At 75.1% G+C, this 18,821-nt stretch carries 22 protein-coding genes; 9 read left to right on the forward strand and 13 right to left on the reverse strand.

The features are described 5' to 3' along the window. Positions 1 to 5: 5 nt before the first annotated feature. The gene (locus GA0070213_RS05480) at positions 6 to 1,325 is read right to left on the reverse strand and encodes a M20/M25/M40 family metallo-hydrolase (RefSeq protein ID WP_091058249.1); all 1,320 of its coding nucleotides are present in this window, start codon (positions 1,323 to 1,325) and stop codon (positions 6 to 8) included. Between the two features lie 129 nt (positions 1,326 to 1,454). Here GA0070213_RS05480 and GA0070213_RS05485 point away from each other — a divergent pair, with 129 nt between their 5' ends. The 3 genes from GA0070213_RS05485 to GA0070213_RS05495 are packed head-to-tail and all read left to right on the forward strand — an operon-like array spanning position 1,455 to position 3,364. Next, complete coding sequence (locus GA0070213_RS05485; protein ID WP_091058253.1) at positions 1,455 to 2,072, forward strand: hemerythrin domain-containing protein; 618 nt, start codon at positions 1,455 to 1,457, stop codon at positions 2,070 to 2,072. A 49-nt stretch (positions 2,073 to 2,121) separates the two neighbouring features. After that, positions 2,122 to 3,108 (forward strand): LysR family transcriptional regulator, encoded by a 987-nt coding sequence (locus tag GA0070213_RS05490; RefSeq protein ID WP_091058257.1) that lies wholly within the window; start codon positions 2,122 to 2,124, stop codon positions 3,106 to 3,108. 19 nt (positions 3,109 to 3,127) lie between these two features. Beyond that, positions 3,128 to 3,364: a hypothetical protein gene (locus GA0070213_RS05495; RefSeq protein ID WP_091058259.1), complete on the forward strand. Its 237-nt coding sequence runs from the start codon at positions 3,128 to 3,130 to the stop codon at positions 3,362 to 3,364. Positions 3,365 to 3,616: 252 nt separating this feature from the next. Here GA0070213_RS05495 and GA0070213_RS05500 read toward each other — a convergent pair whose 3' ends face one another. The 3 genes from GA0070213_RS05500 to GA0070213_RS05505 are packed head-to-tail and all read right to left on the reverse strand — an operon-like array spanning position 3,617 to position 6,750. After that, entirely contained in the window at positions 3,617 to 3,967 is a 351-nt protein-coding gene (locus GA0070213_RS05500; protein ID WP_091058262.1) for a DUF3140 domain-containing protein, read from the reverse strand. Then, positions 3,967 to 4,140, reverse strand: coding sequence for a hypothetical protein (locus GA0070213_RS31410; protein ID WP_175441209.1), 174 nt, complete (start codon positions 4,138 to 4,140; stop codon positions 3,967 to 3,969). The genes GA0070213_RS05500 and GA0070213_RS31410 overlap by 1 nt, the downstream gene beginning before the upstream one ends. A gap of 60 nt (positions 4,141 to 4,200) precedes the next feature. Continuing rightward, positions 4,201 to 6,750: an ATP-dependent Clp protease ATP-binding subunit gene (locus GA0070213_RS05505; RefSeq protein WP_091058265.1), complete on the reverse strand. Its 2,550-nt coding sequence runs from the start codon at positions 6,748 to 6,750 to the stop codon at positions 4,201 to 4,203. 114 nt (positions 6,751 to 6,864) lie between these two features. On the opposite strand from GA0070213_RS05505, the gene GA0070213_RS05510 reads away from it, so the two are divergent. The 5 genes from GA0070213_RS05510 to GA0070213_RS05530 all read left to right on the forward strand — a co-directional run bounded on the left by GA0070213_RS05510 (position 6,865) and on the right by GA0070213_RS05530 (position 11,907). Continuing rightward, positions 6,865 to 7,242 (forward strand): hypothetical protein, encoded by a 378-nt coding sequence (locus GA0070213_RS05510; protein WP_091058268.1) that lies wholly within the window; start codon positions 6,865 to 6,867, stop codon positions 7,240 to 7,242. A 182-nt stretch (positions 7,243 to 7,424) separates the two neighbouring features. Next, entirely contained in the window at positions 7,425 to 7,685 is a 261-nt protein-coding gene (locus tag GA0070213_RS05515; protein WP_030504016.1) for a hypothetical protein, read from the forward strand. A gap of 10 nt (positions 7,686 to 7,695) precedes the next feature. Next, a complete protein-coding gene (locus GA0070213_RS05520; protein WP_091058273.1) occupies positions 7,696 to 8,574 on the forward strand; it encodes a hypothetical protein in 879 nt (292 codons plus the stop codon). Further along, complete coding sequence (locus tag GA0070213_RS05525) at positions 8,567 to 11,239, forward strand: FtsK/SpoIIIE domain-containing protein (RefSeq protein WP_091058276.1); 2,673 nt, start codon at positions 8,567 to 8,569, stop codon at positions 11,237 to 11,239. The genes GA0070213_RS05520 and GA0070213_RS05525 overlap by 8 nt, the downstream gene beginning before the upstream one ends. Then, on the forward strand, positions 11,236 to 11,907 hold the full coding sequence (locus GA0070213_RS05530; RefSeq protein WP_091058280.1) for a hypothetical protein: 672 nt from the start codon (positions 11,236 to 11,238) through the stop codon (positions 11,905 to 11,907). Before GA0070213_RS05525 ends, GA0070213_RS05530 begins: the two co-directional genes overlap by 4 nt. A gap of 41 nt (positions 11,908 to 11,948) precedes the next feature. On the opposite strand, the gene GA0070213_RS05535 is transcribed toward GA0070213_RS05530, so the two are convergent. Then, positions 11,949 to 13,220, reverse strand: coding sequence for a cupin domain-containing protein (locus tag GA0070213_RS05535; protein ID WP_175441222.1), 1,272 nt, complete (start codon positions 13,218 to 13,220; stop codon positions 11,949 to 11,951). A gap of 9 nt (positions 13,221 to 13,229) precedes the next feature. Beyond that, positions 13,230 to 13,406 (reverse strand): hypothetical protein, encoded by a 177-nt coding sequence (locus tag GA0070213_RS31415; protein WP_175441183.1) that lies wholly within the window; start codon positions 13,404 to 13,406, stop codon positions 13,230 to 13,232. Positions 13,407 to 13,596: 190 nt separating this feature from the next. Here GA0070213_RS31415 and GA0070213_RS05540 point away from each other — a divergent pair, with 190 nt between their 5' ends. Continuing rightward, positions 13,597 to 14,340: a PIG-L deacetylase family protein gene (locus GA0070213_RS05540; RefSeq protein WP_091058287.1), complete on the forward strand. Its 744-nt coding sequence runs from the start codon at positions 13,597 to 13,599 to the stop codon at positions 14,338 to 14,340. Between the two features lie 50 nt (positions 14,341 to 14,390). Here the strand turns inward: GA0070213_RS05540 and GA0070213_RS05545 are convergent, their stop codons facing one another. From GA0070213_RS05545 to GA0070213_RS05575, 7 genes are all read right to left on the reverse strand, one after another. Beyond that, complete coding sequence (locus GA0070213_RS05545) at positions 14,391 to 14,819, reverse strand: DUF2267 domain-containing protein (protein ID WP_091058289.1); 429 nt, start codon at positions 14,817 to 14,819, stop codon at positions 14,391 to 14,393. Positions 14,820 to 14,824: 5 nt separating this feature from the next. Further along, positions 14,825 to 15,010, reverse strand: coding sequence for a hypothetical protein (locus GA0070213_RS05550; RefSeq protein WP_091058294.1), 186 nt, complete (start codon positions 15,008 to 15,010; stop codon positions 14,825 to 14,827). Between the two features lie 105 nt (positions 15,011 to 15,115). Then, positions 15,116 to 15,985 (reverse strand): DUF72 domain-containing protein, encoded by an 870-nt coding sequence (locus GA0070213_RS05555; RefSeq protein WP_091058297.1) that lies wholly within the window; start codon positions 15,983 to 15,985, stop codon positions 15,116 to 15,118. Between the two features lie 31 nt (positions 15,986 to 16,016). Beyond that, positions 16,017 to 16,415, reverse strand: a complete 399-nt coding sequence (locus GA0070213_RS05560; protein ID WP_091058300.1) for a TraR/DksA family transcriptional regulator — start codon at positions 16,413 to 16,415, stop codon at positions 16,017 to 16,019. Between the two features lie 187 nt (positions 16,416 to 16,602). Further along, positions 16,603 to 17,232, reverse strand: coding sequence for a nucleoside/nucleotide kinase family protein (locus GA0070213_RS05565; protein ID WP_091058304.1), 630 nt, complete (start codon positions 17,230 to 17,232; stop codon positions 16,603 to 16,605). 97 nt (positions 17,233 to 17,329) lie between these two features. After that, entirely contained in the window at positions 17,330 to 17,935 is a 606-nt protein-coding gene (locus GA0070213_RS05570) for a winged helix-turn-helix domain-containing protein (protein WP_091058306.1), read from the reverse strand. A 290-nt stretch (positions 17,936 to 18,225) separates the two neighbouring features. After that, positions 18,226 to 18,807 carry a winged helix-turn-helix domain-containing protein gene (locus GA0070213_RS05575; protein WP_091058309.1) on the reverse strand — a complete coding sequence of 194 codons (582 nt, stop codon included), beginning with the start codon at positions 18,805 to 18,807 and terminating at the stop codon, positions 18,226 to 18,228. Positions 18,808 to 18,821: the final 14 nt, after the last annotated feature.

The raw sequence follows: 18,821 nt of genomic DNA on the forward strand, positions 1-18,821 counted from the left end.
CGCGGTCAGCAGTTGCGGAGGAAGCGGTCGAGAACCCGCACGCCGAACTGTAGTCCGTCCAGCGGGACGCGCTCGTCGATGCCGTGGAACAGGCCGGAGAAATTGAGGTCGGCGGGCAGCCGCAGCGGCGCGAAGCCGAAGCAGCGGATGCCGAGCTGGGAGAACGCCTTGGCGTCGGTGCCGCCGGAGAGCATGTACGGCACCGGGTGCGCGCCCGGGTCCTCGGCGCGCAGCGCGGCCGACATCTGCTCGACCAGGTCGCCGTCGAACGTGGTCTCCAGGGCCGGCTGGCGCTGGACGTACTCGATGGCGATGTCCGGGCCGACCAGCTCGCGCAGCTGCCGCTCCAGTTCCTCGCTCTGCCCGGGCAGGCTGCGGCAGTCGATGGTGGCGGTGGCCCGGCCGGGGATGACGTTGTCCTTGTAGCCGGCGGCCAGCCGGGTGGGGTTGGCGGTGTTGCGGATCGTGGCACCGATGATGTTGGCGATCGGGCCGAGCTTGGCGATCGCGGTCTCCGGGTCCTCCGGGTCGATCTCGATGCCCAGCACGTCGCCGACCTCGGCCAGGAACGCCCGCACGGTGTCGGTCATGACCACCGGGAACCGGTGCCGGCCGATCCGGGCGACCGCCTCGGCGAGCGCGGTCACCGCGTTGTCGTCGTGCACCATCGAGCCGTGCCCGGGCCGCCCCCGGGCGTGCAGGCGCAGCCAGTCGATGCCCTTCTCCGCGGTCTCGATCAGATAGAGCCGGCGGGCGTCGTCGACGGAGTAGGAGAAGCCGCCCACCTCCCCGATCGCCTCGGTGCAGCCGTCGAACAGCCCTCGGTGGTTGCGGGCCAGGAAGTGCGCGCCGTAGTCGCTGCCGGCCTCCTCGTCGGCGGTGAAGGCGAGCACGACGTCGCGTCGGGGCCGGACGCCGGTGCGCTGCCAGTCGCGCACCACGGCCAGCACCATGGCGTCGAAGTCCTTCATGTCGATCGCGCCGCGGCCCCACAGGTAGCCGTCGCGGATCTCGCCGGAGAACGGGTGCACCGACCACTCGTCGGGGTCGGCGGGCACCACGTCGAGGTGACCGTGCACGAGCAGCGCGTCCCGGCCCGGCTCGGTGCCGGGGATCCGGGCCACCAGGTTGGCCCGCCCGGGCGCCGACTCGTGGATCTCGGCGTCGACGCCGACCTCGGCGAGCTTCTCCGCGACGTACTCCGCGGCGCGCCGCTCCCCCGCGCTGGTGTCGTTGTCCCCGGTGTTGGTGGTGTCGATGCGCAGCAGGTCCCGGCAGAGGTCCACGACCTCGTCGGTGGGCTGGGGTGAGGCGGAGGTCGTCATCGCTTCCTTATACCAGCCGGGCGGGCCGCGACGGCCGGCGCGGTGCGGTGCGGTTTCGCGCGACGCGCGGGCGGGTAACGCCGAACATCGATTCCGGCCACCACTGCCGGCCACCACGAGGAGGGCACCATGACCGTCCCCCTGCCGCCGCTGCCGCCCGCCGCCGACGACGCGTACCGGCCGGGTGGGCGGAGCCTGGCCGACCTCGTGGACGCCGAGCACCGCACCCTGCTCGAGTTGGCCGACCGGGTGACCGAGCCGGGGCTGGACCCGGCGGGCCGGCGCCGGGTGCTCGACGTGCTGACCGCCGCGGTGTCGCGGCACCTGTCCGCCGAGGAGCAGTACCTGTTCCCGGCCGCCCGCGCCGCGGTGCCGGAGAGCGCCGACCTGGTCGCCCGGGAGATCGAGGCGGACGCCGCCCTGTTGACCGCGTTGAAGCACCTGTCCGGTCCGGACGACGCGGTGGTCGCCGACGTGGCCGAGCGGGTCCGTCGGCACGTGAGCCGGGTGGCCGCGCTGGTCACGCCGCTGCGCGAGGTGGCCAGCGACGCCGAGCTGATCCGGCTGGGCAACCGGTGGGAGATCGCGGAGGAGGCCGCGCCGACCCGCCCGCACCCGGGCACCCCGGCCACCCCGCCGTGGAACAAGATCGTCGAGCCGGCGGTGGGCGTGCTGGACAAGGTCCGCGACGCGGTCACCGGGCGGCGCACCCGCCTGGCCGACCTGGAGCACCGCCGGGACGCCTGAGCCGAACCGCCCCTTCCCGGACACCCGTTCGTGGTCCTACCGTCACCGTATGAATCTGGAGCTGCGACACCTGCGGGTGGTCTGCGCGATCGCCGAGACGGGGAGCGTCACCAAGGCGGCCTCCACGCTCGGCCTGGCCCAGCCGGCGCTGACCGCCCAGCTCCAGCGGATCGAACGGGTGCTCGGCGGGCCGCTGTTCGAGCGGGACCGTCGCGGCGCCCGGCCCACCGCCCTGGGTGAGCTGGTGCTGGACCGGGCCCGGGTGCTGCTGCCGGCGATGAAGGGCCTGCAGGACGAGGCGGCCCGGCTGGCCGGCGCGGGCGACCCGCTGCGCCGCTACCGCTTCGGCGGGGTGAACAGCCCGATCCTGGGCCGGCTGGTGCACCGGCTCGCCGCCGAGCGCGCCGACGCGCAGATCTCCACGTTCGCGTCCTGGTCGGTGGACGAGTTGGCGCAGATGGTGGCCGGCGGCCGGCTCGACTTCGCGCTCACCGGTGTGTGCGGGGACGCGGCGCCGTCGCCGGTGTTCGGGTTGAGCTGGCGGGAGGTGGCCGTCGACCCGGTCTTCGTGCTGCTGCCGCAGGCCCACCCGCTGGCCGGCCGGGACGAGATCGACCTGGTCGACCTGCGGCGTGAGCAGTGGGTGGCGGCGCCGGGCGACGGCTGCTTCGGCGACTGCTTCGCCGCCGCCTGCGCACGCGCCGGCTTCACCCCCCGCAAGGTGTACGAGGCAGACGTGCGCGCCGCCCTGGACCTGGTCGACGCGGGCACGGCGGTGGCGCTGTGCCAGGCCACCTTCCGCCCGGTCGCCGGGCTGGTCACCCGCCGGCTGGCCGGCACACCGCTGCGCTGGCGGCTGCTGTTCGGCTGGCACCCGGAGGCGCCGGCCGCAGCGGTGGCGGAGCCGGTGCTGGAGACGGCGGTGGCGGCGTACACCGACGCGCTGGCCAACCATCCGGACTATCTGGCCTGGCTGCTGGCCCACCCGGACTTCGGGGTGCAGCCGCACCGCGTGGGCGGGGTGCGAACCGCCTGAACGCGGGTATCACGCCGGCATGACTGATCTGTATCCGGCCGCCGACGACCGGGAGCTGCTGCGTCGGGCGGCCACCGCGCACACCGCCGCCGCCGCCGACGTGGAGGCGTTCCTGCGCCGCCTGCCGGAGGTGCCCGACCCGGCGGACGTCACCGAGTACGCCGACCTGCTCAGCCGGGAGGAGCGGGCCCGGACGGACCGGCAGGCCGCCGCCGACGCCGCCGGGCTGCGACTGCCCAGCATGGAGTCCGAGTAGCCGACGGTGCCCGGCACGGGCGAACGCACCACCGTCGATGACCCGGGCGTGTCGCGTCCGGACGGAGAGTCCGGTCGCGAGCGGTATACCGCAGAGGCATAATTATGCCTGGGAGGTATACCGCTCCCGACCGCATCCACTTTCGGCCGTCGTCACCCGCCGTGACGACGGCCGGCGGCTGCCGACGCGGGGCCGGTCCGACGACGCCGCCCGTCCGCCCGGGCAGGTGTCCGCCCGGCGCCGCGCCCCGGCTCAGCGTTCGACGAGCACGTCGTGACCGAGGTCGAGCAGCGCGTGCCGCCACTCGTCGTCGGCGTTGCCCCGGCCCGGTTTCTCGGCGGTCAGCTCCCGGATCCGGGTGATCGCCTCCCGCATCACCTCGATGTCCTCCGGGGTGAGGTCGACCTTGCGCTTGCGCAGCACGGCGAGGATCTGCCGGCCGGGCTCGGGCAGGTCCAGGTCGGGGTCGGGGCCGAACGCCTCCTCCCCCGACCCGCGGGTCAGCAGCCACTGTCGTAGCTGCTCGGAGGGCACGTTCACCTCGGCGTGGAAGTCGTCCCAGATCACCTCGACCTCACTGTCGAGTCGCGCCTCGCGTACCATCACGCCTCCTCTCCCGGCGGCGGCCCGGACTCCTCCGGATCGCCCTCGCCGTGCGGTGTCTGCTGGGTCAGGCCTTCCGGCGGCACCCGGACCCGGGACGGGTTCGCCGTCGGCGCCGCCTCGATCGGTTCGCCGGCCGCGATGTCCTCCCGGGTCTCCTCGGGTTCGGTCATGTCCGCCCTCCGATCCGTGCGCGACGGGCCGGGCCGGCCCGCCGAGGGTGGCCGCCGGCCTCACCGGGGATGGGACGTGGTGGCGGCCGTGTATCCGCGCTCACCGGCGGACACGTCGAAGACGAGCTGGTCGTCGCGGGCGTCCACGGTGACCTTCTGCCCCGGTGAGATCTCGTTCTCCAGCAGCATCCTCGACAGCCGGTTGTCGATCTCCCGCTGGATCACCCGGCGCAGCGGGCGGGCGCCGAACTCCGGCTGGTAGCCGTGCTCGGCGAGCCAGTCGACGCCGGCGGTGCTGATCTCGACCTGGATGTCCTGGGCGTGCAGCCGGCGGCGGGTCTCCTCCAGCAGCAGGCCGGTGATCTCGCGCAGCTGCTCGGCTTCCAGGCGCTGGAAGATGATGATCTCGTCGACCCGGTTCAGGAACTCGGGGCGGAAGTTCTCCTGCAACCGGCGCATCAGCCGTTCCCGCAGCTCGGTGGACTCCTGCTGGCCCGGCTCGCCGGTGGCGAACCCGACGGTGCGCTGGGCGCCGGTGATCAGCTCCGAGCCGAGGTTGCTGGTCATGATCAGCACGGTGTTCTTGAAGTTCACCGTCCGGCCCTGGCTGTCGGTGAGCCGGCCGTCGTCGAGCACCTGGAGCAGGATGTTGAACACATCGGGGTGCGCCTTCTCGATCTCGTCCAGCAGCACCACCGCGTACGGGCGGCGGCGGACCGCCTCGGTGAGCTGGCCGGCCTCCTCGTAGCCGACGTAGCCGGGCGGGGCGCCGACCAGCCGGCTGACCGTGTGCCGCTCCTGGAACTCGCTCATGTCCACCCGGACCATCCGGTCCGCCTCGCCGAACAACGCCTCGGCGAGGGCGCGGGCCAGCTCGGTCTTGCCGACGCCGGTGGGGCCGAGGAACAGGAAGCTGCCCATCGGCCGGTCCGGGTCGGCCAGCCCGGTCCGCGAGCGGCGCACCGCCTCGGACACCGCGCCGACCGCGTCGTCCTGCCCGATCACCTTCTCGTGCAGGTGCCCCTCCAGGCGCAGCAGGCGGTCGCGCTCCTCCTCGGTGAGCTGGGTGACCGGGATGCCGGTGGCCCGGGACACCACCTCGGCGATCTCCTTCGGCCCCACCTCGGGCACGTGGTTGGGTCCCTCGTCGCCGCGGGCACGGCGGATCTGGTCCTCCAGCTCGGCGAGCTTGTCGCGCAGCGAGGAGGCCCGCTCGTACTGCTCGTCGGAGACCGCCTGCTCCTTGTCCCGGCGTACCTCGTCGAGCTGCTGCTCCAGGTCGCGCACGTCGGAGGCGGGGGTGCGGGTGCGCAGCCGCACCCGCGCCCCGGCCTGGTCGATCAGGTCGATCGCCTTGTCCGGCAGGAACCGGTCGGTGACGTACCGGTCGGACAGTTCGGTGGCGGCGACCAGCGCCTCGTCGGTGAACCGGACCTGGTGGTGCGCCTCGTAGCGGTCGCGCAGGCCGCGCAGGATGGCGACGGTGTCCTCGACGGTCGGCTCGGGCACCAGCACCGGCTGGAACCGGCGGGCCAGCGCGGCGTCCTTCTCGATGCTGCGCCGGTACTCGTCCAGCGTGGTCGCGCCGATCACCCGCAACTCGCCCCGGGCGAGCGCCGGCTTGAGCATGTTGGACGCGTCCATCCCACCCTCGCTGCCGGCGCCGCCGGCCCCGACCAGGGTGTGGATCTCGTCCAGGAAGACGATCAGCTCGTCGCGGTGGGCGCGGATCTCGTCGATCACCTTCTTCAGGCGTTCCTCGAAATCGCCCCGGTAGCGGGTGCCGGCGACCAGGCCGGACAGGTCGAGCTGGACGACGCGCTTGCCGATCAGGGTCTGCGGCACGTCACCGTCGCAGATCCGCTCGGCCAGCCCCTCCACGATGGCGGTCTTGCCGACACCGGCCTCACCGATCAGCACCGGGTTGTTCTTGGTGCGCCGGGACAGGATCTCCACCGCCTGCTCGATCTCGTCGGCCCGGCCGATCACCGGGTCGATCTGGTCCATCCGGGCCAACTCGGTGAGGTCCTGCCCGTACTGGTCGAGGGTGGGCGTGCCGCGGTCCGGGCGCGGTCCGTTCGCCGCGCCGCGCTCGGCGCTGGCGGCCTGCAACGACTCCGGTTGGATCCGTCCGGCGGCGAGCATCCGGCCGGCCGGTGACTCCGGGTTCAGCGGCAGCGCCATCAGGATGTGCTCGGGCCCGATGTAGTTGGCGCCCATGGCCCGGGACAGCTGGTGCGCGTCCAGCAGCGCCCGCTTCGCGGCCGGGGTGAGCGACAGGTTCGGCGGCACCTCCCCGCCGGGCGCACCCTCGGCGCGTCCGCCGAGCGCGTTGACCAGCGCGTCCGGGTCGGCGCCGGCGCGGCGGACCAGGTCCCGCAGCGGCTCGCGTTGCAGCGCCGCCCAGAGCAGGTGGTCGGTGTCCAGGTCGTTGCTGTGCTTCTGGGCGGCCCGGCGGGCCGCGTCGGCCAGCATCTCCCGGGCGTCGGCGGTCATCAGGCGGGTGATGTCCACCCGGTGGGCCGGCCGGCGTCCCCCCTCGCCCCGGCCGAAGTAGCGGGCCAGGAACTCGTCCCACGGGTCGTTGCCGAAGTCACCGGGTCCCATCATCTTCGTCCTCCGCAGTCGGTCGGCACGACCGGGACGCGACGGGGCGCGGCGCGGTCGGCGGTGGCTACCCGGCGGGGTGACCGACAAACGCGACACCGATGGCAGGCTGGGGGTATGGAGAGCAGAGCGCTGCTGGTGGTCGACGGCGCGAACGTGGTCGGGTCGCGGCCGGACGGCTGGTGGCGGGACCGGGCCGGCGCGGCGGTCCGGCTGCGCGACGCGCTGGCGTCGCTGGCCGGGGCCGGGGTGCCGCCGGAGCTGCCGCCGCCGGTGCAGGTGGTGCTGGTGGTGGAGGGCGCGGCCCGGCACGTCGCGCCGGTGCCCGACGTGGACGTGGTGTCCGCCGCCGGCTCCGGCGACGACACGGTGGTCGAGCTGGTCGCCGCCGCGCCGGACCGGCGGCGGGTGGTGGTCACCGCCGACCGGGAGCTGCGGGCCCGGGTGACCGCGCTCGGCGCGGAGGTACGCGGCCCGCGCTGGCTGGGCCGCTGAACGCGGTGCCGTGAGCGGGACCGACGTGCCCGCGGACGGGACCGGCGGATCCGTCACGCGGCGTCTTCGCGCACGTCAGGGCCCTCATCGGACACCCGGGCAGGAACGACGCGAGGGTGGATGTTCGCCCACCCGTCGGGATGGGTTGTAATGGAGATCTCCCCTGCCCCCAGGAGGTCCCCGTGGCGAGCGTCGCCGAGCTGAAGGCCGCCATCGATGTCGCTCTCCAGCAGATCGGTGACGGCCAGACAGCGGTGCAGGCCGCCGGCGAGAAGCTGGCCGAGGCGCAGCAGACCCTGGCCGGCGCGCTGGAGGGCAGCGGCCACGAGACGGTCGAGGCGGCGCAGGCCTCGCTGACCCAGGCCAGCCAGGAGCTGGAGGAGTGCCTCGCCGCGACGCTGGTGGCGGTGGAGCAGGCACAGCTCTACGTCGCGACGCTCTGAAGGGCCGGCCGTGTCCATCGTCGAGGACATCGGCGCGCAGGTCCGCGCCGCCGCCGAGGAGCTGCCGCTGGCGCAGCTCGCCGCCGCGCTGGAGAAGCTCGGCCAGGCCGAGGAACGGCTGCGCTGGGTGCGCCAGGAGTCGGCCGACCCGCTGGGCGTGCCGGAGCTGACCGCGGCCACCGAGCACGCCGAGACCGCCGGCTACGCGCTACGGGTGGCGCAGGAGCAGCTCACCGCGTACCTGGCGGCGATCGGGCTGGCCGCCGACGGCGCGTCCACGGCCCCACCTGGCGAGCGCCGGCCGCGGCACGACGCGCCGCGCGGCGAGGCGCCGCCCACGCCGGGCGCGGCCGCCGCGCCGGACGAGCCGCCCGCGGTACGCCGCTGGTGGGCGGTCCGGGTGGCGGAGCTGACCGGCGGGCGGGAGGGCGCGCCGGACGAGCCCGACGAGCGGGTGGCGAACTCCCGGGAGCTGCTGCGCCGGGTGGTGGTCGGGATCCGCTCCGGCGACCGGGACCGGCTGCACGCCGAGCTGCGCCGGGCGCACGCCGACGTCGGGCTGGGGCTGGCCGCGATCGCCCCGCCGATGCTGCGCGACCTGGCCGGGGAGCTGCTCGGCCACCCGCCCCGCGCGGACGACCTGACCCGGCTGCGTCGCGAGCTGGACGGACGGGTCCGGGACCTGCTGCCCGGGCTGCCGCCGCCGGTGCTGGACACGTTGCTCACCCGGGTCTGCCGGATGCCCCCGCCGCGCCGCGACGGCGGGCCGGAACAGCCGCACGCCGCCGACCCGGCGGTCACCGCCGGGGTGCTCACCGGCGTGCTGCTCGACCGGCTCGGCCGGGACCTGCCGAAGGACACCGAGGAACGGGAGCCGCAGCGTGGCTGACGTCCGCGCCCAACTGGTGACGCGGGTCCGGGGGATGCTCTCCGAGGCCCTGGGGGCCACCCGTACCCGGCTGGCCGCCGCCGACGCGGAGCTGGTCGCCGGCCGGGCACGGCTGGACCGCACCCGCCGCGCCGCCGCGGCGGTGCCGGCCCGGGTCGGCGCGGCGCGTGACCGGCGGCTCGCCGAGATCGACGCCCGGCACACCGCCCGCCTCGCCGAGCTGGCGCGACGGGCCGCGGACGCGGCGCGGCGGGAGGCGCCGGGAGCGGCGTCCGAGCCCTGGGGCCGCTGGCAGGCGACGCCCGCGGGCCGGGCCGAGCCGCCCGGCGCGGTCCGGATCGGCACGGTACGCATCACCGGCGCCGAACCGGTGCCGGCGCTGGTCCCGCTCCTCGACGCCGGGCACGCGCACCTGGCCGGCGGCGACCGGGACGGCCTGGCCTCGGTGGTGCCCGCGCTGCTGCTGCGCTCCGTCGGCCGGGCCGATCCCGGCGCGGTGCGGCTCTACGGCTACGACCCGGAGCACCTGGGCGGCGGGCTGGCCGGGTTCGCCCCGCTCGGCACCGCCGGCCTGCTCACCTCCGTCGGCCCGGGCGGCCTGGGCCGGCTGCTGGACGACCTGGTCGAGCAGATCCGCCGGATCAACGCCACCGTGCTGGCCGGCGAGTACGCGTCGCTGCGCGAGCTGGCCGCCGCCACCGGGCGCCGGCCCGAGCCGTGGCGGGTGGCGGTGCTGCTCGGCGGCGACGAGCTGTCCCGGCACGAGCGCGGCCAGCTCGACCGGGTGGTCCGCACCGGGGCCGCCTGCGGCGTGCACCTGGTGGTCCGCGGCATCGACCTGCCCGAGGACCGGACCGTGACCCGGATCGTGGTCGAGGAGGACGACGCCCGGATCGCCGGACTGCCGGTGGTGCTCGACGACCCGCCGCCGGCCGCCCTGGTCACCGAGACCTGCCGCGCGGTCGCCTCCCGGGTCGCCGCCGGGCCGCCGCCGACGCCCTTCACCGACCTGCTTCCGCCACCCGACGAATACTGGCGGGAGGACTCGGCGCACGGTCTGAGCGCCCCGATCGGCGAGGGCCCGCACGGGCGGCCGGTGCTGCTCACCCTCGGCGACTATCCGCCGCACGCGTTGATCGGCGGCCCGTCCGGCACCGGCAAGACCAACCTGATCTTCGCCTGGATCGGCGCGCTCGCCGCCCGCTACTCCCCCGCCGAGCTGGAGTTCTACCTGCTCGACTTCAAGGAGGGAGTGTCCTTCGCCCGGTTCGCCAAGGGCCGCCGCGACCCGAGTTGGCTGCCGCACATGCGGCTGGTCGGGATCAACGTCAACACCGACCGCGAGTTCGGCCTGGCCCTGCTGCGGTTCCTCGCCGAGGAGCTGCGCCGGCGGGCCGACGCGGCCAAGAAGCACGAGGTCACCAAGCTGGCCGAGCTGCGCGCGGTGGACCCGACCGGGCACTGGCCACGCATCGTCGCGGTGGTCGACGAGTTCCAGGCACTGCTCGCCGGCCGGGACGTGGTCGCCCGGGAGGCCGCCGACCTGCTGGAGGACCTGGCCCGGCGGGGCCGCTCGCAGGGCATCCACCTGGTGCTCGCGTCCCAGGACGTGCGCGGCATCGAGGCGCTGTGGGGCCGGCCCGCCCTGGTCGCCCAGTTCACCCTGCGCATCGCGCTGCCCAAGGCGCTGCGGATCCTGGCCGAGCGCAACGACGCCGCGCAGTCGCTGCCCCGCCACCACGCCGTGGTCAACGCCGAGTCCGGCCTGGCCGAGGGGAACGAGGTGGCCCGTATCCCGTCGGCCAGCGACTGGGAGACCTGGAGCGAGTTGCAGCACCGGCTGTGGCGGATGCGACCGCAGGACGCCGCGCCGGCCCGGCTCTTCGACGGCGACGCGATCCCCCGGCTGGCCGAGGCGCCGGACTTCCGTGCCCTGACCGCCCCCGAGCAGGGCGTGCCCCGCAACCCGGTGGCACTGCTCGGCGAGATCATCGACGTGCAGTCCCGCTCGGCGTCGCTGCGGCTGCCCCGGGCGCCGGGGCGGAACCTGGCCGTGCTGGGCACCCGGGTGGACGAGGCGTGCGCGGTGCTCGACGCCGCCGCCCGCTCGCTGGCCCGCCAGTACGCCCCGGGCGCCGCCCGCTTCTCCATCGCCTGCCTCGACCCGGACGCCGACCCGGCCGCCCGCGCGCTCTACGAGGACCTGCCCGACGACTCCTCCTGGTACGACGAGGAGACGGTGTCCGAGCTGATGGCCGAGGTGGGTGACGGGCTGGCCGCGCCGGGCACCCCGCGCACACCGCACTTCCTGCTGCTGTACGCGGTGGACGCGGCGGCCGGGGCGCTGGCCGGCAAGGCGGGCACCCGCAGCGGGGTGGAGCAGCTGCGCCGGATCCTGCACGACGGGCCGGAGCGGCGCACCCACGTGCTGGCCTGGTGGCGGGGCGTGGCCCGGATGCGCGCCGATCTGGGTGGCGCCGGCGCCCGCACGGACCAGATCGGGGCCTGGGTGGCGCTCGACGTGCAGGGCGGTGAGCTGGGCTCGTCGCTCTATCCGGGCAGTGGCGGCCCGGACTGGTATCCCCGGCCCTGGCGCGGTCTCTACTTCGACCGCGCGGTGCACCGCACCGGGCAGGTGATCATCCCTTATGGTCCTTCGCGATGAACGAACCGGTCTCCAGTGAGACGTACAGCGCCCAGATCCGCCGCCTCGCCGAGCTGACCGCCCGGGTGTCCGCCCAGCGGTCCGAGGCGCATACCTGGCACGCCCAGCAGGTGGCCGCCGCCGAGCGGGCCGTGGCCGAGGCGGCCGAGCAGGTACGCCGCGCCGAGGCGGAGGTGGACGAGGCGCAGCGGATGGTGGAGCGGGTGGACGGTGAGGTCACCCACCTGTGGGCGCAGCTGCGGGCCCGGCTCGGCGGCGGCACCCGACGCCTCGGCGACCCGCCGGGCCCGGTACGCGGTGCCGCCGGCGACCCGGTGCCGCTGCTGCACGGCGTGCGTGAGCTGCTGGAGCGCACCGGGCAGCCGGGCGAGCTGCCCGGCTCGGTGAACCCGCTGCTGATCGCGTGCGGGGTGGGCGGCGCGCTGGTGGCGTTCCTGCTGGGGATCGGCGCGCGGGCGCTGGGCGCCGGCTCGGGCGGCGACCTGGCGGTCGGCCTGCCGGTGCTGGCGCTGGTGATCACGCTGCTCGGCCCGCTGGTCGGCCTGGCGCCGGCCCGGCTGCTGGCCGACCGCCGGCACGCGGTACTGACCCCGCGCCCGATGATCCTGGTGGCCGCCAGCGGCCTGGCGACGACCCTGCTCCTGCTGACGGTCACCTACACCCGCTGACGGGCGCCGGCCCCGACGTGCCGGGGCCGGCGGCCGGGCTGTCAGGCGGGGACCAGGACGGCCTCGCGGAGCAGGCGGCGGGTGAGGACCAGGCGGTCGGCGTCGTCGTCGAGGCCGGGCAGGTCGCCGACCCGGGTCACCTCGCCGGCGAGCAGCGCGCGCAGCGCCGGCTCGCAGGTGCCGGGCAGGGTGAGCGTGCGGTCGACCAGGCGCAGCGCGACGCGGCCGTCGCCGGTCGGGTCGAGTTGCCAGCGCAGGCCGCCGCGCGGCGCCACCCGGCTGTCCGGGTCGAGCCGGGCCAGCGCCTCGGCCTGCGCGAGGGGGCGGATCGGCGCGGGTCGGGCGGCCGGCCACGCCCGGGCCCGCAGCCGCGCGGCCACCGCCGCCGGGTCGGCGCGCAGCAGCCAGTCGCGCAGCGCCTCGACGGTCTCGGTGAGTTCCGGCTCGATCGCCTCCGGGTCGGCCAGGTCCAGGCCGAACGGCAGGCCGGCGCGCAGCCGGGCGTCCTCGGCGGCGAGCGCCGCCAACTCCTCGACCAGGGCGTAGCGGGTGAGCGCCCGGATTCCGACGGTCAGGTGCAGCGAGGAGGATTCCTGGGCCTGGGCGCTGTGCAGCCAGCCGCGCGGCAGGTAGAGCGCGTCGCCGGGTTCGAGCACCACGTCCAGCGCGGGCCGACCCTCGGCGGTGGCGGAGACCTCGTCGGCCCGGCCGCCCCACGGCTGGCGCTCCAGCGGGTCGCTGAGCACCGGCGGGTGGATGCGCCAGCGCTTGCGGCCGTCGACCTGGAGCACGAACACGTCGTGGGTGTCGTAGTGGGTGGCGAAGCCCTGGCTGCCGGCCGGCGTCAGGTAGGCGTTGACCTGCAGCGGCTGGGCCAGCGCCGCGCCCAGGTCGCGGGCCAGGTCGACGATCGCCGGCCAGGTGCGGTGCAGGCCCTGCAGCACCAGGGTGGCGCCGTCGGCGTAGAGCGCCAGGACCTTCTCGTCGAGCACCTGGTCGCCGATCTCGGCGCCGGCGCCACCGCCGCCGGTGTACCGCGCCGCCGGCACGAGCTGGCCGTCCTTGGCCACCCGCAGGAACGGGGTACGCAGGCCGCGCCGGCTGAGCAACTCGTCGGCGTCGGCGGGGCTGAGCAGGTCGGTGAAGCCGTGCGGGTTGGGCAGTTCGGCGGCCCGGGACAGCAGCGGGCTGCGCCCCCAGTGGTCGGCGGCGAAGTTGGCCGGCTCGACGGCCACGCACCGGGCCAGCGCCGTCGCGGCGGCAGACGGAACCGCCGGGTGGCCGTGGCCACCCGGCGGGTCGACGTGCGTCACGGTCATGTGTCAGGCGCTGCCGTCGGCGCCGCCGTCGTGCTGACCCGGAGTGGCGCCGCCGTCGGCCGGGCCCTCCGCGCCGCCGTCCGCGCCACCGTCGTGCTGACCCGGGGTCGCACCGCCGTCGGCCGGGCCCTCCAGGCCGCCGCCGCCGTTGGTCTGGATGTCGTCGTCGTTCAATGCCATGGGTGCTCCCTCGGTGTGCCGCCCCGCGTGTTCCCGGGGTCCGTCTTCAGCGGGGGGTACCCCACGCCCGATCTTCTCTAACCACACGGTAGACGCCGGGGCCGGCGCGCACCGACGGTTCCCGGCGGGACGGCGGCCGGGCCCGGTCGGTGCCAGGATGGCCGGAGGAGACGCGCGAGGAGGTACGCAGGTGGCGCAGCCGGAACCGCTCACCCCGCTGACCGAGGACTGGCAACGGGCGCTGGCCGTGGTGGCCCACCCGGACGACCTGGAGTTCGGCGCCGCGGCCGCGGTGGCCCGCTGGACGCGGCAGGGCAAGGAGGTCGTCTACTGCCTGCTCACCAGCGGTGAGGCGGGCATCGACGGGATGCCCCCGGAGCGCAGCCGGGTGCTGCGCGAGGAGGAGCAGCGGGCCTCCGCGGCCGTGGTCGGGGTGTCCGCCGTCGAGTTCCTCGGCCTGCCCGACGGGCTGCTGGAATACGGCGTGCCGCTGCGCCGGGCGATCGCCGGGGTGGTCCGTCGGCACCGGCCGGACGTGGTGCTCACGAACAACGTCCGGGAGACCTGGGACGGCGAGTACGCGCTGAACCAGGCCGACCACATCGCCTGCGGTCGGGCCACGCTGGACGCGGTCCGCGACGCCGGCAACCGGTGGATCTTCCCGGAGCAGCTGACTGACGGCACCGAGCCGTGGTCCCGGGTCCGCGAGGTGTGGGCGGCCGGTTCGCCGGCAGCCCGGCACGGGGTGGACGTGACGGCCAGCTTCGACGCCGGGGTGGCGTCGTTGCGGGCGCACGGCGCCTACCTGAGCGGCCTCGGCGACGGCAGTTTCGACGCCGAGGAGTTCCTGGAGGGGATGGCGCGGCCCGCCGGCGCCCGGCTCGGCGTCCGCTACGGCGCCGCGTTCGAGGTGTTCCGCATCGATCTGGCCTGAGGCGACGGCCCGCCCCGCCGAGGGGGCGGGACGGGCCGGGGCGCGGCCGGTCAGGGAATGAGCCGAGCCAGGTCCTGCGGCATGTTCGCCTTCACGTCCTGCCACTCACCCTGCGAGACGTGTCGGCGCAGGGTGTCCAGCACGACCTGCGTCACCCGCTGCGGGCCGCCCTCGACGTCGTACGGGAAGCCCTGGCGGACCTCGTAGAGGAAGTCGTCGCGGTTGAGTGTGATCGGCACGTTCTCCGGCTGCCAGCCGTCGAAGTAGATGCCGCGCAGCAGCACCGGCAACTGTTGGGCGAACTCGGCGCTCTCGCCCACCGGCATCCGGTCGCGCAGCAGGTGCAGCACCGTCCGCAGCGCCGCGTACGACTGGTTGCGCCGCTCGGGCGGCCAGCCGTATTCCGACTCGATCTCCTTGAGGATCACGTTCGTCTTGTCCAGTGAGGACTCGAACGCGGACATCAACTGTTCAGCCATCCCGCTCACCCCCGGGCGTCGGTCTCCCAGCGTCGGTCGTCGGCGCGGCGCGGCGGACCGCTGGGTCCCCGCCACAGCCGGGTCGGGCTGAACCGTCCGGGCCGCGCGCCGCGTTCCCGCGGCGCCTCGGAGTTGCCGACCACGTGCAGGACGCCACCGCGGCGTCGGTCCGCCACCACCCGTACCGTCATGACCCACCTCCTCGTCGCCACGCGCGGACCGGTGGGTCCGCGCGCTGGTTCCATGCTGCGCGGCGACGGGGTGAGCCGGCCTCACCCGGTGCGGGTGAGGGGCGCTCACCGTTCCAGCAGGTCGACGAGCGTGGTGGCGTTGCGCTGCGCGTTGTCGCGGTAGCAGTTGTTCATCAGCACGTGGGTCTGCTCGGCCTGCCCGGCCAGCTCGCGCAGCTTCGGCGCCCAGTCGCCCAGCTCCCGGTCGGAGTAGTCGTAGCCGAACTTCTCGTGGATGTCCTTGCTGGTCCACTTCTCGCTGTGTCCGTGGAACCGGACCACCGCGAGGTCCGCGGTGGCGGCCAGCACCGGGGGTACGGACGATTTGTGGCCCTGCGGCATGTCCACGCAGACGAACGGCAGCTCGTGCGCGCGTAGGAAGTCCAGCGTCTCCTCGGCGTTGTCGCCGTCGAACCAGGAGGCGTGCCGGAGTTCGAAGACCGGGCGCAGCGGGGCGCACCGTCGGGCCACCTCGATCAGGTACTGCTTGTTGTCCCGCCTGATGGTGAACCAGGGCGGGAACTGGAACAGCAGCGCGCCGAGCTTACCGGCGGAGACCAGCGGGTCCAGGGCGGACAGGAAGCGGGTCCACACCTCCTCGTACGCCTGCGCCGGCAGGTCGTCCGGGTAGACGTTCCGCTTGTCCGTCTCCGGTCGCAGGTCCTTGTAGAGCGCGGACACCCGGGTCGGGTGGCCGGTCAGCAGGCTGAACGCCTTGACGTTGAAGGTGAACCCGGGTGGGGTGCGCTCCGCCCACAGCCGGGCGGTGCGCTCGGCCGGCGGCGAGTAGTAGGTGGCGTCCACCTCGACCAGCGGGAACCGCCGGGCGTAGTAGGACAGCCGCCGTTCCGGGGTGTCGGCGTCCGCCGGATACCAGCCGGAGTCGAGCAGGGTCCGGTCGGTCCAGGACGCGGTGCCTACCTTGATCTCACCCATGGGGACCGACCGGCGCGGCGGGCGGGACGGTTCAGGCCGCCCGCCGCTCCCGGGTCTGCTTGCAGGCCACGCAGGACGTGGCGGACGGGAAGATTTCCAGCCGCTCCACCGGGATCGGCGCGGTGCAGCCCTCGCAGAAGCCGTAGGTGCCCTCGTCGAGGCGGGCCAGCGCGCGCTCGAACTGGGCCCGCCGGTCCAGGATGGTGCGCAGCAGGGACTGCGCGGTGTCCCGCTCGGCGGTCTTGGTGCCGCTGTCGGCCTGGTCGTCGCCGGCGGTGTCGCCGACCTCGACGAGTCGCAGCACCTGGCTCTGCATGACGGCGTGGTCGTACTCCGCGGTCAGCTCGTCGTACCGGGACCGCAGGGACTGCCGGATCTGGTCGACCTCCGCCTGGGAGCGGCCCGTGGCTGTCGTGTCGTGGACGAGCATCGCTGCCTGCCTTTCCTGCGGCCTCGTGACGGGTCCCCCTGCGGCGACGAGCGCCGGAGGACCCGGTGGAGAACGTCGGGTGCCCGGGTGAGATCACCCGTGCTCTGTGAGCCGGGCGAATACCCCTGCCCCCGGCGGGCCAAACCGGAGATTTCCTGGCACTTTCCGGAGAGTTTGTCTGGCCTGGTCAGGCCGGTTCCACCAGGGCCGGACGGCGAGGGTCGTCGGCGCGGACCACCACGTCGGCGAAGGAGGCCGGGTCGACCTCGTCGGCGTAGCGGGCGAAGGCCGGCAGGGTCCAGCGCCACTGCGGGTCGGTGCGCCGCTCCAGCGCCGCCGGGGAGAGCACCAGGTGGACGGTGACGTCGAACGGGAGCGTGCCGCCGAGCAGGAGCGCACCGCTGACCAGGACCACCCCGCCGGGCGGCAGATCCTGGTACGCGGCCCGGCTGGCCCGGTCGGCGTCGGCGTCCCAGAGCGACGGCAGCAGTCGGCCGCTGCCGTCCGGGCCGGCCGGGTCGAGCACCTCGCGGCGCAGTCCGGGTTCGTCGAGCCAGCCCTCGTAGTAGGCGTCCGGGTTGGTGCGGCCCTGCTCCAGACGGGTCGAGGCGGGTCGCAGGAAGTCGGCGGCCCGGACGTGCAGCGCCGCCCGGCCGGCGGCGCGCAGCGGGTCGACGAGGGCGGCGGCGAGGGTGTCCGGCTCGGCGGCCGGCGGGCCGTCGACGGCCACCCGCAGCCGGCCGGGCGCCTCGGCGTGGGTGAGGCGCTCGGCCAGCTCGGCGACGAGCCGGTCGGGGCTGATCGGGCGGACGCGCATCCGACCATCCTGCCCGGCCGGCGGCGGTGGCTCACCTCGTGCTCGCGTCCGGGCGGTCGGGGCTCCGTCCGGCGGGCGGTCGACGGGTGGCGGGCGGTCAGCCGGTGCGGTCGATGGTCACCCGGGCGTCGTCGGCGAGCCGGTAGCCGACGCCGTAGACGGTGGTGACCAGCGGGACGTCCACGCCGACCTTGCCGCGCAGCCGGCGGACGTGCACGTCGACGGTGCGGACGCCGGCGTGTTCGTACCCCCAGACCGCGTTGAGCAGTTGCAGCCGGGTGAACACCCGGCGCGGGTGGGCGACCAGGTGCAACAGCAGGTCGAACTCCAGGCGGGTCAGCGGCAGCGGCTCGCCGTCGCGCAGCACCGACCGGGACGAGGCCAGGATGTGCAGGGCCGGGATGGTCGAGGTGAGCGGGCGCGCCGGGGTGCGGCCGGCCGGCACCTCGGGGCGGCGCTCCGGCGCGACGGTGCCCGTGCTGATCACCGCGTCGCCGCGTTCGAGCAGCTCACGAGCGGCGTCGAGGAGCCGTCGGGCGGCCGGGGTGAGCGACTCCTCGCAGGCCAGCGGAATGTTCAGGGTCACCGTGAGCACCGGGGTGGCGGTGTTGGCGGGACGACGCTGGCCACCGGGTGGACGGCCGGGGACCGCGGGTTGGGACGTATGCCATCCGGCGCGCGACGAGGCGGGGCTGACCGACATGGTCCTCCTTGGCTGGTCCGGGTATCTCCCCACGGCCCGGGACGCCGCTTCATCGATGCTTCCCGGCGCTCGCGTGAGGGTCAAGGGGCCACTGCGTTGCATGAATGTGACAATTGACGAACGCATCGGAGCCGGGTGCTCGCTCTGCGTACGAGGCCCGTTGATTACAGCAGAGCGGCCGGACGAGGCGTTACGGGGGGTCCCCGACCGGTTCACAATGGCGGGTGCGACACGAACGTGAACGCGGCGTGCCCGGGAACCGGGCACGCCGCGGGTCGGCCGGAGCCGGTTCACGCGTCGCGGTCCACCTCGATCGGGGCGTCGTCGGCGAGCCGGTAGCCGACGCCGTACACGGTGGTCACCAGCGGCGTGTCCGGCCCGAACTTGGCCCGCAGCCGGCGGACGTGCACGTCCACGGTCCGGGCCACCGCGTGCTCGTAGCCCCACACGTTGGCGAGCAGTTGCAGCCTGGTGAACACCCGGCGGGGGTGCTCGGCGAGGAACAGCAGCAGGTCGTACTCGATGCGGGTCAGGCCGACCTCGACGTCGCCGTGCCGGACCCGGCGGGTGCCGGTGAGCAGGCGCACGCCGCCGGGCGTGGCCGCCGGCCGGGCCTCGGCCGGCGGCGCGGCGGGGCGGCGCAGGTCGAGCACGGCCCGGGCGGCCCGGTGGTCGTCGGCGCGGACCAGGCCCTCACCGGAGGCGGCGAGCTCGTCCAGCAGGTCGACCAGCCGGGCCAGGCCGGGCGTCAGCGGGCCGGCGCCCAGGTCGAGCGTGATGGTCAGGGTCGGCGCGGTGCGCGGCCGGGGCGGCAGCGCCCGGTCGGGGCGGCCCGGTCGGGCCGGACGGGTGTTGAGGGCGACGACGGACATGGGAGCCTCCTGTG

The organism is Micromonospora humi, from assembly GCF_900090105.1.
GTDB classification, from domain to species: Bacteria; Actinomycetota; Actinomycetes; order Mycobacteriales; family Micromonosporaceae; genus Micromonospora; species Micromonospora humi.

Coding starts and splice junctions, on each gene's coding strand:
- GA0070213_RS31410 (WP_175441209.1), bottom strand. CDS start 4,140: ATGACCGAACCCGAGGAGACCCGGGAGGACATCGCGGCCGGCGAACCG.
- GA0070213_RS05500 (WP_091058262.1), bottom strand. CDS start 3,967: ATGGTACGCGAGGCGCGACTCGACAGTGAGGTCGAGGTGATCTGGGAC.
- GA0070213_RS05485 (WP_091058253.1), top strand. CDS start 1,455: ATGACCGTCCCCCTGCCGCCGCTGCCGCCCGCCGCCGACGACGCGTAC.
- GA0070213_RS05495 (WP_091058259.1), top strand. CDS start 3,128: ATGACTGATCTGTATCCGGCCGCCGACGACCGGGAGCTGCTGCGTCGG.
- GA0070213_RS05505 (WP_091058265.1), bottom strand. CDS start 6,750: ATGATGGGACCCGGTGACTTCGGCAACGACCCGTGGGACGAGTTCCTG.
- GA0070213_RS05530 (WP_091058280.1), top strand. CDS start 11,236: ATGAACGAACCGGTCTCCAGTGAGACGTACAGCGCCCAGATCCGCCGC.
- GA0070213_RS05545 (WP_091058289.1), bottom strand. CDS start 14,819: ATGGCTGAACAGTTGATGTCCGCGTTCGAGTCCTCACTGGACAAGACG.
- GA0070213_RS05510 (WP_091058268.1), top strand. CDS start 6,865: ATGGAGAGCAGAGCGCTGCTGGTGGTCGACGGCGCGAACGTGGTCGGG.
- GA0070213_RS05480 (WP_091058249.1), bottom strand. CDS start 1,325: ATGACGACCTCCGCCTCACCCCAGCCCACCGACGAGGTCGTGGACCTC.
- GA0070213_RS05565 (WP_091058304.1), bottom strand. CDS start 17,232: ATGCGCGTCCGCCCGATCAGCCCCGACCGGCTCGTCGCCGAGCTGGCC.
- GA0070213_RS05575 (WP_091058309.1), bottom strand. CDS start 18,807: ATGTCCGTCGTCGCCCTCAACACCCGTCCGGCCCGACCGGGCCGCCCC.
- GA0070213_RS05555 (WP_091058297.1), bottom strand. CDS start 15,985: ATGGGTGAGATCAAGGTAGGCACCGCGTCCTGGACCGACCGGACCCTG.
- GA0070213_RS31415 (WP_175441183.1), bottom strand. CDS start 13,406: ATGGCATTGAACGACGACGACATCCAGACCAACGGCGGCGGCGGCCTG.
- GA0070213_RS05560 (WP_091058300.1), bottom strand. CDS start 16,415: ATGCTCGTCCACGACACGACAGCCACGGGCCGCTCCCAGGCGGAGGTC.
- GA0070213_RS05550 (WP_091058294.1), bottom strand. CDS start 15,010: ATGACGGTACGGGTGGTGGCGGACCGACGCCGCGGTGGCGTCCTGCAC.
- GA0070213_RS05490 (WP_091058257.1), top strand. CDS start 2,122: ATGAATCTGGAGCTGCGACACCTGCGGGTGGTCTGCGCGATCGCCGAG.
- GA0070213_RS05570 (WP_091058306.1), bottom strand. CDS start 17,935: ATGTCGGTCAGCCCCGCCTCGTCGCGCGCCGGATGGCATACGTCCCAA.